Origin of the sequence: Chitinophaga sp. GbtcB8, from assembly GCF_019091455.1 — a bacterium.
In the GTDB taxonomy this organism is placed as follows: domain Bacteria; phylum Bacteroidota; class Bacteroidia; order Chitinophagales; family Chitinophagaceae; genus Chitinophaga.
In genome coordinates, this window is record NZ_JAGXJN010000004.1 from 256,764 (window position 1) to 274,755 (window position 17,992).

General features: G+C 47.3%; 17 protein-coding genes. 9 read left to right on the forward strand and 8 right to left on the reverse strand.

The window, feature by feature from the left end:
- Positions 1–43: 43 nt before the first annotated feature.
- Positions 44–808, reverse strand: coding sequence for an LPS export ABC transporter ATP-binding protein (gene lptB, locus KVT36_RS07570; protein WP_089908405.1), 765 nt, complete (start codon positions 806–808; stop codon positions 44–46).
- Positions 809–888: 80 nt separating this feature from the next.
- On the opposite strand from lptB, the gene metF reads away from it, so the two are divergent.
- On the forward strand, positions 889–1,842 hold the full coding sequence (gene metF / locus KVT36_RS07575) for a methylenetetrahydrofolate reductase [NAD(P)H] (protein WP_217602875.1): 954 nt from the start codon (positions 889–891) through the stop codon (positions 1,840–1,842).
- A gap of 186 nt (positions 1,843–2,028) precedes the next feature.
- Here metF and KVT36_RS07580 read toward each other — a convergent pair whose 3' ends face one another.
- The 5 genes from KVT36_RS07580 to KVT36_RS07600 all read right to left on the reverse strand — a co-directional run bounded on the left by KVT36_RS07580 (position 2,029) and on the right by KVT36_RS07600 (position 6,943).
- Positions 2,029–2,670 carry a porin family protein gene (locus KVT36_RS07580; protein WP_217602876.1) on the reverse strand — a complete coding sequence of 214 codons (642 nt, stop codon included), beginning with the start codon at positions 2,668–2,670 and terminating at the stop codon, positions 2,029–2,031.
- A gap of 206 nt (positions 2,671–2,876) precedes the next feature.
- Positions 2,877–3,584, reverse strand: coding sequence for a porin family protein (locus tag KVT36_RS07585; RefSeq protein ID WP_217602877.1), 708 nt, complete (start codon positions 3,582–3,584; stop codon positions 2,877–2,879).
- A gap of 209 nt (positions 3,585–3,793) precedes the next feature.
- On the reverse strand, positions 3,794–4,417 hold the full coding sequence (locus tag KVT36_RS07590) for a porin family protein (protein WP_217602878.1): 624 nt from the start codon (positions 4,415–4,417) through the stop codon (positions 3,794–3,796).
- A gap of 114 nt (positions 4,418–4,531) precedes the next feature.
- Entirely contained in the window at positions 4,532–5,233 is a 702-nt protein-coding gene (locus KVT36_RS07595) for a porin family protein (RefSeq protein WP_217602879.1), read from the reverse strand.
- Positions 5,234–5,536: 303 nt separating this feature from the next.
- Complete coding sequence (locus KVT36_RS07600) at positions 5,537–6,943, reverse strand: redoxin domain-containing protein (RefSeq protein ID WP_217602880.1); 1,407 nt, start codon at positions 6,941–6,943, stop codon at positions 5,537–5,539.
- Positions 6,944–7,183: 240 nt separating this feature from the next.
- Between KVT36_RS07600 and rlmD the strand changes: the two genes are divergently transcribed.
- The 8 genes from rlmD (at position 7,184) to KVT36_RS07640 (ending at position 16,481) form a co-directional block, all read left to right on the forward strand.
- The gene (rlmD, locus tag KVT36_RS07605) at positions 7,184–8,623 is read left to right on the forward strand and encodes a 23S rRNA (uracil(1939)-C(5))-methyltransferase RlmD (protein ID WP_254639888.1); all 1,440 of its coding nucleotides are present in this window, start codon (positions 7,184–7,186) and stop codon (positions 8,621–8,623) included.
- 48 nt (positions 8,624–8,671) lie between these two features.
- A complete protein-coding gene (locus tag KVT36_RS07610) occupies positions 8,672–9,499 on the forward strand; it encodes a rhomboid family intramembrane serine protease (protein WP_217602881.1) in 828 nt (275 codons plus the stop codon).
- A 30-nt stretch (positions 9,500–9,529) separates the two neighbouring features.
- Positions 9,530–10,477, forward strand: coding sequence for a rhomboid family intramembrane serine protease (locus KVT36_RS07615; RefSeq protein WP_217602882.1), 948 nt, complete (start codon positions 9,530–9,532; stop codon positions 10,475–10,477).
- A gap of 111 nt (positions 10,478–10,588) precedes the next feature.
- The gene (locus KVT36_RS07620; protein WP_217602883.1) at positions 10,589–11,719 is read left to right on the forward strand and encodes an endonuclease/exonuclease/phosphatase family protein; all 1,131 of its coding nucleotides are present in this window, start codon (positions 10,589–10,591) and stop codon (positions 11,717–11,719) included.
- A gap of 54 nt (positions 11,720–11,773) precedes the next feature.
- Complete coding sequence (locus tag KVT36_RS07625) at positions 11,774–12,889, forward strand: endonuclease/exonuclease/phosphatase family protein (RefSeq protein ID WP_217602884.1); 1,116 nt, start codon at positions 11,774–11,776, stop codon at positions 12,887–12,889.
- Positions 12,890–12,983: 94 nt separating this feature from the next.
- On the forward strand, positions 12,984–14,480 hold the full coding sequence (cysS, locus tag KVT36_RS07630) for a cysteine--tRNA ligase (RefSeq protein WP_217602885.1): 1,497 nt from the start codon (positions 12,984–12,986) through the stop codon (positions 14,478–14,480).
- Between the two features lie 59 nt (positions 14,481–14,539).
- Entirely contained in the window at positions 14,540–15,517 is a 978-nt protein-coding gene (locus KVT36_RS07635) for a M28 family peptidase (RefSeq protein ID WP_217602886.1), read from the forward strand.
- 127 nt (positions 15,518–15,644) lie between these two features.
- Positions 15,645–16,481: a DNA-3-methyladenine glycosylase gene (locus KVT36_RS07640; protein ID WP_254639889.1), complete on the forward strand. Its 837-nt coding sequence runs from the start codon at positions 15,645–15,647 to the stop codon at positions 16,479–16,481.
- Here the strand turns inward: KVT36_RS07640 and KVT36_RS07645 are convergent, their stop codons facing one another.
- On the reverse strand, positions 16,482–16,898 hold the full coding sequence (locus KVT36_RS07645) for a hypothetical protein (protein ID WP_089907136.1): 417 nt from the start codon (positions 16,896–16,898) through the stop codon (positions 16,482–16,484). It abuts the gene before it with no gap.
- A gap of 12 nt (positions 16,899–16,910) precedes the next feature.
- Positions 16,911–17,726, reverse strand: a complete 816-nt coding sequence (locus tag KVT36_RS07650; RefSeq protein WP_217602887.1) for an endonuclease/exonuclease/phosphatase family protein — start codon at positions 17,724–17,726, stop codon at positions 16,911–16,913.
- Positions 17,727–17,992 lie beyond the last annotated feature (266 nt).

Consider the following 17,992-nt stretch of genomic DNA (forward strand, 5'->3'; position numbering starts at 1 on the left):
ACGTAAAACATTCTAACATCACGCTGTAAATTTCAAACCGGTTTTATTGTTGTTTCGCAGCTTCGTCCAGGTAATTCTTACGGCGTAGAATGAAATTTTGCCCAAGATACACTTTTCTTACCTGTTCATCCTCCGCCAGTTCTTCCGCAGAACCGGCTTTCAGGATCTTGCCTTCAAATAATAAATAAGCCCTGTCTGTAATGGATAAGGTTTCCTGTACGTTATGGTCTGTGATCAGGATACCGATGTTCTTATATTTCAGCCGGGCTACTATAGATTGTATATCTTCTACGGCAATAGGGTCAATACCTGCAAAAGGCTCATCCAGCAAAATAAACTTAGGGTCTACAGCCAGCGCCCTGGCTATTTCCGTACGGCGGCGCTCACCACCGCTCAGTACATCACCGGGACTTTTACGCACGTGCTGCAGCCGGAACTCATTCAGTAAGCTTTCCAGCTTCTCTTTCTGCTCCGCCTTTTTCAGGTCTGTCATTTCCAGCACTGCTGCAATATTATCTTCCACGCTCAGCTTGCGGAACACAGAGGCTTCCTGCGGTAAATAACCAATGCCCATCTGCGCCCGTTTATACATGGGCAGCTTGGTAATATTAAGATCATTGAGGAATACCTGTCCCTCATCCGGCTTAATTAAACCTACTACCATGTAAAAGGTAGTGGTTTTACCGGCGCCATTAGGGCCCAGCAGCCCTACGATCTCTCCTTGCTTAACCTCTACAGATACATGGTTCACTACCGTTCTGTTGCGGTATTTCTTAACCAGTTGATCTGTATGAATTTTTAATACCATATGTTCAAACTTAGCAAAAATAACCATTTACCCAAGATTATATTATTTTTGCCCGTCACAAAAATAAACACACATCACGGATGAAAGTAACAGAACATATTGCAAAGGCTAACGACACCCTCATTTCCTTTGAAATATTACCGCCCCTGAAAGGTAAAAGTATTGACTCCATTTATGATCACCTGGACCCCCTGATGGAGTTCAAGCCTGCTTTTATTAACGTTACATATCATCGCAGTGAACATATGTTTAAAAAGCGTGCCGATGGTTCTTTTGAGAAGGTAGAGATCCGCAAACGCCCCGGTACCGTAGGCATTTGCGCTGCTATTATGAACCATTACAATGTTGATGCCGTACCCCACCTTATTTGTGGCGGCTTTAGCCGGGAGGAAACAGAGAATGCGCTGATAGACCTGAACTTCCTGGGAGTTGATAATGTGCTGGTGCTGCGTGGCGATGCGCCCAAGAACGAAACCTTCTTTGAACCCGACCCCCATGGCCACCGTTACGCTATTGAGCTGCTGGACCAGGTGGCCCATATGAACAACGGTATTTACCTGGAGGAAGACCTGCAGAGCGGTGTAAAAACCAACTTTTGCATAGGTGTGGCCGGCTACCCGGAAAAACATTTTGAAGCGCCCAATATGCAAACAGATATGTCGCACCTGAAAAGAAAGGTTGAGCAGGGCGCCGACTATATTGTAACCCAGATGTTCTTTAACAACCAGAAATTCTTTGATTACGTGGCCAAATGCCGCGAAATGGGTATTACCATCCCTATTATCCCGGGATTAAAACCCCTTACCAGCAAAAAACAGCTTACTATATTACCACGTACCTTTTTTGTGGATATCCCGGATGAGCTTTCTTCTGAAGTGCTGAAGTGTAAAACAGATAAAGAAGTGGAGGAGGTAGGCACCCGCTGGCTTATTCAGCAGTCCAAAGAGCTGAAGGAGTTTGGCGTACCTGTGCTGCACTACTACACCCTGGGCAAACCCCATGTTATTAAAAATGTGGTAGAAACCATTATATAATAAAAATGCCATTACGTGGAAACGTAGTGGCATATACGAATACTGTCACACTTTTTTGTTTTAAATGTCCTATGTCGATGTTATTAAGACGGGCATTTATCATTTTCCCCCTATAACACCCCCATAAAAAAACCGCTTCCCGGGTTACGGGAAACGGCTTTTGGTATTATATTACTATTATGGTTATTATTTCTTCTTACCGCTATGCAGCAAATAACCTACGCTGATACCAAGGTAGCTGTTCTTGGATTTGTCGCCATCAGGGCTAACATTGGTTAAACCCAGGCTGTAGTTGATGCTGAACAGTAAACCGTTCTTCAGCTCATAACCTGCCAGGAAGTTAGCACCTGCGTCCAGGGCCTTTAAGTGAACGTTGTCGTCGGTTTCGTCAATGTCTGCGGATTTTTTACCGTCAAACTTAACTTTAGTGTCTCCGAATTTACCGCCAACGCCTAATGCCAGGTAAGGGCCAGCACCTACAAACAGCTTACCGGCGCCTACCTGCGGTTTGTACAGGAAGTTAACAGGCAGCTCCAGGTAGTTCAGCTTGTAGCTTACTTTGGTTTCATTCCCGTTCATGTCAAGATCCTTCAGCTTAATACCCTTAGCGCTGTACAGTAACTGAGGTTGCAAAGAAAATGATTCTGCGAGGCTAAGGTCAGCAATTACACCTGCATGAAAGCCAGACAGTCTGCTGGTACCATCATTGTTTTCAGTGCTAACAGTTGCGCTGTTGTAACCAGCTTTTACGCCAAAAGATACTTGTGCATAGCTGGACAGGGTTGTGGCTACCAGGGCTAACGTTAATAATACTACATTCTTCTTCATGTGAAAACTTGGGTTTGGTTAAAAATGCGGTGCAAATATAACCAACATATGTAAAATTTCATAATTTATTAAAAACAATTATTCAAAGTTCCTGTAAAATATTATTAATATATATCGTATAGGTATCCGGATCATTTAAAAGCAAAGTCCCGCGGGGCGTAGCCGGAACGGGACTTTGAACAAATATTGCAGGCAATAAAAAAAAGCTAATAATCTTCCCGGTCCAGCAGCACTCCCAGGCTAATGCCCAGGTACCGGTTCTGTAAATTGCTGGTGGTGGATTTATCAATATCCATTAAGCCAAGGCTGTAGTTGGCACTTATCATTACCAGACTGTTAAACTCTATGCCCACCATAAAATTAGCGCCTGTATCAAAACGGCGCAGTAAAGTGTTGGTAGAGATAATGTTGGATGCCTCATCAAAGCCGATATCCTGCTGCGAGTTACTTACCACATGGCCATTGTAGCGGATGGTAAGATCATAGTGCCCTCCCAGGCTATACCCGGCATAAGGACCGGCCCCCAGGGTAATTTTGCCAAAAGACACCGGTATTTTATATACCAGGTTCAATGGCAGCTCCAGGTAATGCAGCCGCACCTTGTCTGCACAGGGCATATACAGGCTGGTAGGGCTGTTGACATAAGGCACATCCAGGTCCATGCCTTTGGTAATATACCGCAGTACCGGCTGTATGTAAAAGTTATGGCCCAGGGGCGCATTCAGCACCACATCCGCATGCCAGCTGTTGATACTTCGGGGGCGGCCAATACCATTGTTCTTGTAACCAACAGTAGGGTCTTTATAGTTCATGGTAGCCAGGGTATAGCCACCGCGAAAGCCTACGCTCAGCTGCGCATGCAGGGGTAATACGGCCAATATGGCCAATAGAAAAAATAGAGTAAAATTTTTCATGCATCTGTCCTCTTTAAATAAATGGTGTAATGGTGGAAACTGTGAAAACCAAGCCTTTAAGGGTATTATACAAACACTGCAATTCGAATGCTGGGCTAAAAATACATAATTAAAGAACATATCTCTAAAGGATACATAAAAATAACAGCCCCGGAGCCAGGCTCCGGGGCTGTTTGTCAGCAGATCTGAAGGTAATATCTGTGCTTGCCTTAAAATTTGTATCCTACAGATGCGCCAAAGGAAGTATTCCTCCAGGAGAAATCCTGGCCAGCCATCTCCTTGGTGCTGGCTACATTCACCAGACCCAGGTCAGTATTTATACCAAAATACAAACCCTGCTTCAGTTCATAACCTACCTGTATGGTACCGCCGGCATCAAAACGGTTCAGCTTAAAAGCGCCGGATTCATCATCAAACGCTTTCAGATCACCGGTTAAGTTGCCAATGCCGCCTTTGTGTTTACCACTGATACCATAGGCCAGGTAGGGGCCTATGCCTAATACCAGCTTGCCGGTACCCACTTCTGGTTTGTAGGTGAACAGGATGGGCACCTGCAGATAGGACAACGTAGTCTTGAAATCACTGTTATCCTTATTCTTGCCACCTTTACCTGCGTACAGCAGCCCGGTGCCAATAAAGAATTCATCCGCTAATGGCAGGTCTACCGTAACACCAGCTCTGACATTGGTTATCAGCCCGCTGGTTTCCTTGTCTCCTCCGGATTTAACAGTGGAGCTGGAAAAATTAGGGCCGGCTACTACGCCGAATTTTACCTGTCCGAATGAAAGGGCTGCTACTAACATGGCAGCGGCAGATAAGAGTACTTTTTTCATTTGTTTTTTTCGGCAAAACGCCCGCAGGCCGGGGCATTTGTACCTTGGTTTTAGCGTGGTGTATTCAATGAAGATGCTGCCTGCCCTGCATCTGTGATCAAAAAACTTAATTGCTTAGAACAGGTAACCTAAGGATACACTGAACACGCGGTTCTTCGCCTTATCATCACTGCTGCTGTCCTGGCCGGAAAGGATCTTGCTGAAGCCCAGTCCGTACTGTGCAGATACTATGAAGTGAGAAAGCTCAGCACCCACCATCAAGTTACCACCCCAGTCAAAACGTTTGTACTTGTTCAGGCCCTGGTCAGGATCACCGGTATTAAACGGGGTATCATCATCCCATTTAATGCTGGAGCTCCCTTCTGTTTTGGCTACCCCGGTGTTTACGGTATACTTGTTCTTACCGGCTACCCCAAACGCAAAATAAGGACCTACACCGGCAAACAGGCGGCTATCCGCACCTATAGGAATTTTACCTACAAAGTTCAACGGGATTTCTATGTACTGCGGATTGGTCGTATACTTTGCATAAGGATCGGCTACAGACGGATTGTCCTTGTTGCCGGATTCCACTTTGGCTCCCTTGCTGCTGTAATAAACACCTGGCTGAAAGGACAGGATGTTCTTGATCAGCGGCATATCGGCAATCACCCCAATGTGATACCTGGATAATGCTTTGTTGTCATCAGTGGAACCATCATTACGAGTGGAAATATTGGCCAGGTTCCAGCCACCCTTAACACCTACACGAACCTGTGACATGGCCGCAAAAGAAAAGGCCAGCGCTGCAAAAGACAGGATTAACTTCTTTGTCATAATCTCACAATTTTAGTTACGAATCACTTTTTTGGTTACGAAAGGGAGATTCCAAAGACTATGCCAATAAGTTTTTTTGAAAATTTATCTAGTTGATTGTAAATAAGTTACAACACGCATCTGGAGCTGTGATCCGCTGGTATTAAGGCCTTGTTATATGTGATGAGTAGTAATAAAGCATGAATTCCCCATATATAATACGGAGGGTTTTAACGCGGCGGGATATGAGGAATTAAATGGGTATTTTATTGGTAGTTTCTCTACGGTTTATCCGGGTGACATTGCTGCTTCTTTACTTTTTTATCATTTCTTCACCGTGCCTTCCGGCTCTTTTTCCAGCCTTTCCAGGAAACCATTCAGCTGCTCCACACCCAGGCGTTTGGCCAGTATCTTTTTCTTTTCATCCAGCAGGTACACCACCGGGGTGCTGTACACATCATACAGGCGGCGGTAGTTGCTTTGCGCCTGCGGATCCCAGGCATGCACCCAGCCGCTAAGCTGGTGCGCTTTAATGAACTGTAGCCATTCTTCACGGGTACCGTCCGTTTTTATACCCACCATTACCACACCCTTATTTTGCCAGCTGGCTTTAAAAGCGCTGTCCAGGCGGGGTATTTCGGTTTTGCAATGCCCGCAGGTGGGGTCCCAGAAAACCAGCACGGTATATTTAGCTTTGGTGCTATACAGGGAAAGAGGTTTGGCAGTAGAATCCTGCATTTCCAGCGGCGGGGCCTGCTGCCCTATCAGGTTGGGCGCTATGGCATAAGCCCGGCCTATCAGCTTATTCAGCTGGTCGCTGGTGAGCCAGTAAGCCTCACCCGGTACATAATATTTCTCTACCAGGTGCACAAAAACTGCATCCATACCCATGTAGGGCGATGTTTCGTAGTTATAGGTAAGCCACCACAGCACATACTTAAACATTTCCTTATCCTTGCGGGCTTTGGCTATCAGCCGGTCGCATTCTATAATAGCGGAATCCGGCTCCATGGGCACTACCTGGTTAAAATACTTGCTTAATTTACCTTCCAGGATGGGGGTACGTACCAGGCGGCCATCATTCAGGTTCACCTCATCCCAATAATGCCCGCGAAAATAACGGTAGGCGAAGGTTGAATCTTCATTGGCCGGTTTGGCAGGCACTTCCGGCTCGCGCATAGCTTTGAAAATGCTGGTCAGTAAAGATTCCGGGTGTTTGTTTATGAAGTTTATGCGGTAGTCCTGGATCTCTTTGTTCAGCGCTGTTTGCAGGGGGCGCGCCTGTAACGTATCCTGTGCGGTACGTTTGGCCAGCAGCCCCTGTATAGCCATGGTTTTGGGCTGTAATGTGGCCAGGAAACGGTTGTAACCCAGGAACAGGTCGTTCTCGGGCGATGTTTTATATACAGTTTTACCTATCAGGTCTGTACTGTCCACACTAATGGAAAAGGTCTGATTCTTATCCAGCAGCATTTCAAAATAACGCTGTTTACCGGGGAACACCACCATATAAATACCGCCGGGCAGGGCTTCCTTGCCCTTGAGCACTGCGGTGCCGGTAGCATCTATCATGGCAGAATCGGCCAGGTAAGTGCCTTTGCCCATGTAATGGGCCAGGAACATGCGGCCACTGGTATATTGCTTGAACTTAATGGTCAGCTGGTAGCCCTGCGCCTGCAATTGCAGCTGGCTATAACACAAAACGGCGATGAGAAAGAAAAGTTTACGCATAGGATTAGGATATGTAAATGTAGCAGTAAAAAATGAAAAGTCCATAGTGGGTGTCCATGGTCCATAGCCGATGGTCCATGGCCTACTCCGGCGGGCCAGGTGCGTGATGAATGGCGCTTGTACCCCTAAGCCTTCCATCCTGTACAAGGCAATGGACGTGGTCTGTGCACTCATGATATCCCGGCTGGTGAGGCGTTATACTTTTCTGACGCAAATGCTATGAACTATGGACCATTGACTATGGACTACGCAACCAAAAACACTACCTTTGCATCCGTGAGGAAAAAAAATGTGGTACTGGAAAAAGTACCGGTAAGTGCTTATGCAGCAGAAGGCAAAGCCCTGGCCCGTCAGGACGGGAAAGTAATATTTATTGAAGGCGGGGTGGTACCCGGCGATGTGGTGGATGTAAAGCTCAGTAAGAACAAAAAAGACTGGGCAGAAGGTACCGCCATCCACATCCATTCCTACTCCAGCGAGCGGGTGGAACCCTTTTGCGAACATTTTGGCGTATGCGGCGGCTGCAAATGGCAAATGCTGCCCTACTCCCGCCAGCTGCAATACAAACAGCAGCAGGTAGTAGATAACCTGCAGCGTATCGGCCACCTGGAGCTGCCCGCCATCAGCCCTATCCTGGGCTCCCCGCACAGCACCTGCTACCGCAATAAGCTGGAATTCACCTTTAGCAACAAGGCCTACCTCACTAACCAGGAAATAGCGCAGGAAGGCGGTATTACCCGGCGTAATGCGCTGGGTTTTCATGTACCCCGCCTGTTTGATAAGGTGCTGGACATTCACACCTGCCACCTGCAACAGGAGCCGGTGAACCTGATCCGGAATACCGTGCGCGCCTTTGCAGAAGCCAACGAGCTTTCTTTTTATGATATACGGGCGCAGCAGGGATGGCTGCGCAACCTGGTAGTGCGCATCTGCACCACCGGCGAGGTAATGGTGAACCTGGTTATTCACCATGAGGATGAAACCGCCCGTAAGGCCCTGCTGGACCACCTGCTGGCTATCGTTCCTGCCATTACCACCATCGTTTATACTATCAATCCTAAAAAGAATGATAGTATCTTTGACCTGGAACCCAAAACGTACTACGGGAAGGGATATGTGGAAGAGAACCTGGAAGATTTCGTTTTCAAAATAGGCCCCAAGTCCTTTTTCCAAACCAATACTTACCAGGGCGAAACCTTGTACCAGGTAACCCGCGATTTTGCCGCCCTAACAGGAACAGAAATTGTGTACGACCTGTATTGCGGAACCGGCAGCATTGGTATTTTTGTATCGCGCAAAGCCCGTAAGGTCATCGGTATAGAGCTGATCAAAGAAGCCATTGACGATGCCATAGAAAATGCGGACCGTAACCAGGTAAAAAATGCGGAATTCTTTGCAGGGGATGTGGTGGATATTTGTGATGATGATTTCTTTGCCCTGCATGGGCAGCCGGATGTGGTGATCACCGACCCTCCACGCGCAGGCATGCACGAAAAGCTGGTAAGCAAATTGTTGCAGATAGCCGCGCCTAAAATAGTATACGTAAGCTGTAACCCGGCTACGCAGGCCAGGGATCTGGCCTTGCTTAGCATCTTGTATAAAGTGGCCAAAGTACAGCCGGTAGATATGTTCCCGCATACACACCATATTGAGAACGTAGTGTTGCTGGAAAAAAAATAGCATAATAACTGATAGCATAGCTCAACTAATAAACGATCCGATAAAACTATGAACGAACTCAGGCCCGGCAGATTTGAGATCCTTCCCCTGGTGATTAAAAACCTTTTGATCATTAACGGTTTAGTGTTCCTGGCACAGGAAACATTACATCCCATGCTGGGCAACCGGCTGGAGAATTTGTTTGCGCTGCATTACTGGGGCTCAGACCTGTTCCGCCCCCACCAGATCATTACCCATCTTTTCATGCATGGCTCTTTCGGGCATCTGTTTTCCAATATGTTCACCCTGTGGATGTTTGGCGCTACGCTGGAAAATGTATGGGGGCCTAAACGGTTCCTTATTTTTTACACTATTTGCGGTATAGGCGCCGCCATGTGCCATATGGGCGTGCTTACGTACGATAACGTGCGCCTTACGCACGATGTGCAGGCCTTCCTGCAGGATCCGTCCTATTCAAACTTTGCCCTGCTGGATCGTAAGTACGACCTGGGCTCCGGCACCTTTAACCCGGAAAGTATGAAAATAGCCCTGGCACAGGCGCCCGGTAACCCGGAGATCATACAAACAGCCCGGGTGTTTGTACAGCAATTTGCCAGTGACTTTCGTAACACAGCCACGCTGGGGGCGTCCGGCGCGGTTTTTGGTATATTGTTCGCCTTTGGATATTTGTTCCCGAACAGCTTGATCTATCTTTATTTCCTTTTCCCAATAAAGGCCAAGTACTTTGTTGGCGTCTGGATTGTATTGGAGCTGGTTTCCGGAATTCAAAACTCTGCCGGCGATAATGTAGCCCACTTTGCCCACCTAGGCGGGGTTATATTTGGGTATATTTTATTGAAGATCTGGAGCCGGAATAACCGACGGAATTTTTATTAATCGTAAATTTATAACAAAGCAATTTGTAGTATGAGAACGGTGGAAAAAGAACGGATTCCCAGCCTGTCCTTAGGAGAGGAGAGGAACATTGTTACCCAGCTGCTCGTTGTAAACCTTACCCTATTTATATTACTGCTGTTCACCAGGGTTATTTATAACATGGAAGGTTACAGTATTGCCCAGTTTAATGAAGATGTGCTGGCCTGGGCCTCGTTACCGGCTAACCCTGCACGGTTGCTTACCCGCCCCTGGACGCTGCTTACCTCTATGTTCTCCCATGTCAGCGTATGGCAGGTGTTCAGCAACATGGTATGGCTGTGGGGCTTTGGCACCCTGCTGCAAAACGTAGCCGGCCACCAGCGTATTTTACCGCTCTATATTTACGGCGGCTTGTGTGGCGCCATTTTTTACATAATGGGTATGCACGCCATTCCTGCCTTTGAGCCTATATTACCGCAGGCCAGCATGATAGGTGCTGCTGCCAGCGTAATGGCCCTGGCCATTGGCGTTACCACCGTAGCTCCCAACTACCGCCTGTTCCCCATGCTGGGCCGCGGTATTCCCTTATGGATCATTACTACCCTGTTTGTAGCGCTGCACATCAGCACTCATATATTCTCCACTAATGACGATGCTCAAACCTATTTCCCCGCATTACTGGGCGGCGGCCTCACCGGCTTCCTGTACATGATGCAGTGGAAAAAAGGGAAAGACTGGGGCGCTGGTTTAAACCGGCTTACCTACAAAGCCACCCACCTGTTTAACCCGGTAGAAGAGCAGCATAAGGAAGCTGCTGCGCTGGTAAGGAAAAGACTAGGTAATTCCATTGGAGGTAACAATCCTTACCGCCGTGTAGGCGCGGTGCCGGAACAGCGTCTGAATGAAATTTTAGATAAAATTCATGACCAGGGCATCCATGCCTTAACGCCTGAAGAGCAGGAAACCCTGTTAAGGGCCAGCAAACAACAGGATAACTGAAAAAATAATTCAACTTTTATTCTAATATCGTATAGCTGTAATGGCATCCAACCATTTGGAAATTAATTAATTGTGCTATAATTTGCATAGTGAATTAACCCCGCCTATACGATGAATTTTTTTCAGCAAATACTTCCCCGTGTATTATTATTGATCAATTGCCTGTTGGTAACTGCATTACTAACATCGGCCTGGTTACCTTACCTGAGCCCGCACCATTGGTGGCCCAGCGGTTTTGCCGGTTTAATGTTTCCCATATTATTGTTCCTGAACCTGGCCTTTATTCCCTGCTGGCTCATTTATAAAAAATGGTATTACTGGCTTTCTGTGGGTGCTATTATCGTATCCTACAATGCAGTGCTGGTAAGCTTTTCCATGCACTGGCCGCAGCAGCAGGCCATAGGCCGGCAGCCTGCGCCCAATTTTACTGTAATGACCTTTAACACCAGCAGCATGGGTGTAAAAGGATACCAGCTGGATAAGGAAATGCATGCTTCCATTTTTCACACCATTCGTGAGGCCAGCCCGGATGTGCTGTGCATGCAGGAGTTTTATACGAATGATGATCCTAAGCTCACTAACAATATTGCAGCCATACAGCAACAGCTAGGCTACCCCTATCACTACTTTACCAGCGATAAAACGCAGTGGAACACCTGGCACTTTGGCATCGCATTATTCTCCCGCTACCCCGTAATACAGGCCCGTAAAATACCCTGTGGTTATTACAGTGAGGCTGGCAGCGGCAGCAGCATACTGGAAGCAGATGTGCTGATCTATGGCGATACTGTAAGGATCTACACCGCGCAGCTGCGTTCATACATGTTTAATCCTGCGGAGCTGGCGCAGCTGCAGGCCATTAAAAAAATGGATGGCAGCAATGCGCACCTTTCCGGCGCGCGCTCCCTGGCAGCTAAAATGAAAAATACCTTTACTGCAAGGGCCCACCAGGCGGAGCTGCTGCACCGGTTAGCCGCTGAAAGCCTGCACCCGGCAATAGTTTGCGGGGATATGAATGATACGCCGGTGTCCTATACCTACTACACGCTTAGCCAGCAAATGCAGGATGCGTTCCTGGAAAAAGGCAGTGGCATGGGCCGTACGCTTTCTTTCCTGTCGCCAACCCTGCGCATAGATTATATACTGGCACAACCGCATTTTAACATCCATAGCTATCAAACCTTTCCCAATGCTACGTTTGAGCATTTTCCGGTAATGGCCGGCTTTTCCCTGAAGAAGTGATAGGATCATCAGGCCACTTTTCGCTATCTTTATCCAAAAGAGTCTGGTTCTAATTTGAGATTCCTAAGAATATTTACAAAAGGTTTTTTACTGATCATCAATATAGGAGTAGTAGCCCTTTTCCTGCTGGCCTGCCTGGCGCCCTGGGTATCCCCTGTAAGCTGGTGGCCGATCAGTTTCATCACCCTGGTATTCCCTTACTTACTGGTGCTGCTGATTATTTGTTTCTGTTGCTGGCTGGTATTGGATGTAAAGTATTGCCTGTTATCCCTGCTGGCCCTGGGCCTGGGCTGGAAATCCATGACTGCTTTTGTAGCCTTTCACTGGCCTTCTGCCCAAAACCAGTTTGCGGCCCCGCCCCACAGCCTTACGGTTATGAGCTACAACGTTGGGTTGTTTGGGTTGTACCGCGAAAAAGATAGTAAGTATAACCGGCAGGCCATGTTTGCCCTGATTAAAAAACAGGCCCCGGATATTGCCTGCTTCCAGGACTTTTACACTTCAGAAAAAAAGAACGACTTCAATAACCGGGAAGATATTTCCATAGAAATGCAGCTGCCCTACCGCTATTTTTCCAGTGATTTTAACCGGGATGGCATGCAGCACTGGGGCTCTATCATTTACTCCCGCTACCCCATTATACGGGCCGATAAGGTAAAGCTAACCGATGGGCCTTTCAGTGAAAGCATGATCTATGCGGATATTGTGCGTAGCCCGGATACCATCCGCATTATTAATATGCACCTGGAATCATACCGGTTCAATGAAAAAGATTACCGCTCCATTGAAAAGATCAAAAAACAGGAAGATACCGGCCTGGTAGCCACCAAGGGCATTATGCAAAAAATGAGGGAGGCCTTTCAGCGCCGCGGCAGGCAGGCGGATATTGTGGCGGATTTTATCCGGAAAAGCCCTTACCCGGTAGTAGTATGCGGCGATTTTAATGATACCCCGGCCTCCTATACTTATTTTACCATTAAAGGCGGCCTGCAGGATGCGTTCCTGGAAAAAGGTACCGGCATAGGCCGCACCTTTACCGGCCTGGCGCCCACCCTGCGTATTGACTATATATTGCCCAATAACGCCTTTACCATCAATAGTTTCCGTAAGATCAACTCTGACCTGAGCGACCACTATCCCGTTATTGCCAACATTACCCTTAAAAAGTAGCAGCAGGCCTTTCACCGGCCATCACAGAACCTATTACTAATTACTAACGCTAACCGCGAATCCTTATCTTTGCAATCCCGGAAATATTTCTAATATGTCAGACCTGAAGATCTATAACACACTACACCGTCAAAAGGAAGTATTCACCCCTTTATATCCCGGGCATGTGGGCATGTATGTTTGCGGCCCTACCGTTTCCGGAGAGTCGCACCTGGGCCATGCACGCCCGTATATCACTTTTGATGTGGTATACCGTTACCTGAAGCACCTGGGTTATAAGGTGCGTTATGTACGTAATATTACAGATGCCGGCCACTTCGAGGAAGAAGGCCGCGCTGCGGAAGATAAGATTGCCAAAGGCGCGCTGCTGGAAAAGCTGGAGCCTATGGAGCTGGTACAGAAGTATACGAACCTGTATCACTGGGCTATGCTGCAGTTCAACTGCCTGGAGCCCAGTATTGAGCCTACTGCTACCGGGCATATCCTGGAGCAGATAGCCATGATACAGAACATCATAGACAAAGGTTATGCTTATGAGGTGAATGGCTCCGTGTATTTTGATGTAAAAAAGTATGCGGAAAAGTATGATTACGGTATGCTGAGCGGCCGTGTGCTGGAAGATATGCTGGAAACCACCCGTGAGCTGGAATCGCAGGACGAAAAGCATAACAAGGTGGATTTTGCCCTCTGGAAAAAAGCGCCGCCGGAACACCTTATGCGCTGGAGCAGCCCCTGGGGCGAGGGTTTCCCCGGCTGGCACATTGAATGTTCTGCCATGAGCAGCAAGTACCTGGGACATCAGTTTGATATTCACGGCGGCGGCATGGACCTGCAGTTCCCGCACCATGAGTGCGAGATCGCACAAAGTGAAATAGCACATGGGGAGCTGATGGCGCGTTACTGGGTGCATAATAACATGATCACCATTAACGGCCGTAAAATGGGGAAGGCCTATAATAATACTATTAAGCTCACGGAAATATTTGCCGGTACCCACCCTCTGCTGGAAAGGGCTTACAGCCCCATGACCATTCGCTTTTTTGTGCTGCAAACACATTACCGCAGTACGCTGGACTTCTCTAATGAAGCCCTGCAGGCTGCGGAGAAAGGCTTACAGCGTTTATGGGCAGCATATGAAGTACTGCAAAAGCTTACGTATGAAAGCAATGGCAGCGCAGTAAATAAGGAGCTGGATAAACAGGTGCTGCAGTGGTGCCAGGAGTGTGATGAGTTTATGAACGATGACCTGAACACCGCCAAAGTGCTGGCCAACCTGTTTGAGCTTACCCCGGTGATCAACTCCCTGAAAGGCGGGCAAATAAAAATGCACGAGCTTAGCGAGGCTACCTTCCAGCTGTTGCAAAAAACCTGGCAAACTTACCTCATTGGCATCCTGGGCCTGCAGCCGGAATCGCAGGTAACGGATAACAGTAAGCTGGACGGCGCATTACAGCTGCTGATTGAAATGCGGAAAGAGGCCAAGCTGCGGAAAGATTACGCCACCTCCGACAAGATCCGTAACCAGCTGCTAAGCGTAGGCATACAGTTAAAAGATGAAAAAGACGGTAGCGTAAGCTACAGCATTGTATAAGCTACTATTGCAGGCGCCCTTTTAGCGGCGCCTGTTTTAAATTTATTACCATCGTAATTATGCGTAAATTTTGGACCATTCTTGCCGGCGCCACTTTATTACTGGGCGCCTGCCATTCCTCCAACAACGACAGCAGCGGGGATAACAATGCCGAAACCACCACCGTATCTACCGTAAAGGTACCGGCCTTTAATGCCGATACCGCTTACGCCTATACGGCCCGGCAGGTAGCCTTTGGCCCCCGTATTCCCAACACACCGGCACAAAAGAAATGTGCCGACTGGTTAATACAAACCCTGCGCCCCCTGGCCGATACGGTGTATGTACAAAACACTACTGTAACCGGTCCTAAAGGTGTACAGCTGCCCTGCACCAATATTGTAGGCGTGTTTAACCCCGGCGCCACCCAGCGCATACTGGTGCTGGCCCACTGGGATACCCGCCCTACTGCAGATCAGGACGCGTTTGACAAAACCAAAAAGCTGGATGGTGCGGACGACGGCGCCAGCGGCGTAGCCGTACTATTGGAGCTGGCCCGCCAGTTCCATCAGCAAAAACCGAACATTGGCGTAGACCTGCTGATGACAGATGTAGAAGATTACGGTGTAAGCGAGGAAGAGAACAGCTATTGCCTGGGTACCCAGTACTGGGCCAAACACCCGCATGTGCCGGGTTATAAAGCCAACTACGGCATTTTACTGGATATGGTGGGCGGCCGCGGCACACAGTTCTTTATGGAAGCCGCTTCCCAGCAATATGCCCTGGGGCCAATGAAGGCTTTCTGGGATGTAGCCAACAAGCTGGGTTACTCTGACTTTTTCCGCTATGAAGGCAATGGCGCCGCCATTACCGACGATCATGTGTATGTGAACACCATTGCCAATATTCCTACCTTTGATATTATTGCGTTACAACCCAACGGCAACTTTGCACCGCACTGGCACACGCAGAACGACAATATGAGCGTAATAGACCGCCGTACCTTGCAGGCCGTAGGGCAAACGCTGATGCAGGTGATATATGCGCAGCCGTTTTGAGGAAACGAAGAGATGAAGTAAGCGGTTGGAGGCAGGATGGGAAAAGTATGTGCTTCTATCATAAAGGCCTGTCTTCGCATCAATGTCATATTTCTTACATCATACTTCTAACATCAAAATTAAAAGTATGCCTAAAGCTAAAGTTACAGCCAAATCATCCACCTCAAAGGGTTCACCTGCAAAAGGCGCTGTAAAAAGCATTGCTCCCAAAGCAGCCACCAGCAAGACTGCTTCGACTAAGGCAGCTGCATCAAAGGTGTCTAAATCCAAAGTGCCTTCGGCTCCAAAAACTGCACCCGCAGCACCATCTGCCATTCCAGCTCCTCCTTTGCAGGATGTGAATGCTTTATACCATCCCCACCTCAGTAAAGATAAAAAGCTGCTCACTATTATGACGGAGCTGCTACCGGCAGTGCCTGTACGAAAAAATATAGCCCTTCGCCTCATTGCCTCTATCATGAGCCAGCAGCTTTCCACCAAAGTAGCTACAGTGATCTATAACCGTTTCCTGGCGCTGTACGGTGGTAAGGAACCTACGCCGCAACAGGTGCTGGATACCCCCGCGGCTACACTGCGCAGCATAGGGCTTAGCAATGCCAAAGTAAGCTACGTGCATAATGTAGCCCGCTTTACCGTAGACGAAAAGCTTACAGATAAGAAACTGCAGCAGATGAGTAATGAAGACGTGCTTGCTTATTTAACACAGATAAAAGGAGTAGGCCGCTGGACCGTGGAGATGCTGTTAATGTTTTACCTGGGGCGGGAAGATGTGTTTGCAGTGGATGACCTTGGGCTGCAGCAAAGCATGATAAAGTTATACCGCCTGGATACTTCAGATAAGAAGGCGCTACGCCAGCGCTTATTACAAATATCCGCCAAATGGAGCCCTTACCGCACTTATGCCAGCCGCTACCTGTGGGCCTGGAAAGATATGAAACCCGTAGCCGGCAATGAAAAGGGTTAATTACACCTGCGACATAATATAGCTGATGGCATTCCTGGTTTTCTCAAAAGAAAACACCCTTGCCAATACGCTTTTAAAGTGCTCTTCATCTGAAATTTCATAGAAGGTTTCTTCCAGTATAGAATAAAGTTGAAAGGGGTAAACCTGTAAGCTGCCATGTATGATCCACAATAAAGGGAACTGGTAATTACCCAGTGCCGGAACTTTTATAATGAACTCGTGCCGCAATCCGTTTGTTGTAAGCGCCTCTTTGCCATCATTGCTCATCAGCGCAGGAGATGTTTTTATTTCAACTGTCAGAATGTTGTTACTCATTTTTGACAGATAGTTTGCCTGGTCCAGCAAGAGTGCCTTAGGCAGTGTGATCTTTTTTTCCAAAATGTCCTCCGGCCATAGATTGGGAGCAGCTTCACGCATATTGAAAATGTTTTAAAGTTTATAAGAAAATTTAATCGGCAGGTGATCCGAAAAATGTTTCGCATCAATGATACCAGCTTTTGTTAAAAGGCGGGTTCCCTTTATTGCCGTTATAATATCTAAATAGTCATCATCAAAGTAATCAATCAGCTCAGGCCGCATGATCACCTGGTCAAACAAATTCCAATGATAGCTGATCGGTTTTGCCGGACTATAGTAATGCGTTCCCGATACTTCCCCCCTTCCGAGATCTCCCAGAAAACTCCACATCGGGTTATAAAAGAAATCATAATCGATCCCATCCACTTTTCTCGACAGCCGTTTTGCGATCGCTTTTTCCATCGTGGTATGAAAACCCGTATTCTGCACCAATCCATGTTCAAAGGGGTGCATATTAAAATCGCCAAACACGACTGTACGCTTATGTCCAACCAAACTTTCTACACTATCAATAAAGGATTTTACACCCAGCAAATATGCCGCCTGATCGTCCCCCGTCCAGTTCACTTTACTTGGCAGGTGTAAACACAACAAAGTTATGCTATTGTTCAAAACGGGCGAATATAAATCTCTGGCGGTTATACGTCTTGTTTCTGATAATAATCCCAGCAAAGAGTCTTTAAACCTTGTATAGATCTGGATCTTATCACAGTTAATGCCCGCGCAAAAATAAAAGGCATTGTTGCTGCGGTTTAATTTACGTAGTACGTCGCCCGGTTTCAGGTTGCATTCAGCCAGAAATAGGAGATCAATATTTTGTTCTTCTACCAGATCATACAGCAAATCCGTCAAATCCTGGTTATTGAGGTTCCAGAAGCAAATGTTCATCGGCTAACAGGTAATACACCGTATTCTAATATAAAAAATTAAGCTCATAAATTATAGTGTAATCCCATATATATTTTACGATGTTACACACTGCCGAAATAGCGCAGTGTGGCTGATTTGAGCGGATTTGAAGTGTGGGGTTGAAGGTGGCTGCGGGTAGTGGTTTTTTGAAAAAAAATTCCCCGCCCAGAAATGGGCAGGGATGATTAATTACTAACTAACCCAATGCTTATAACTAAAACTAAAACAAGCTTTTAATACAATAT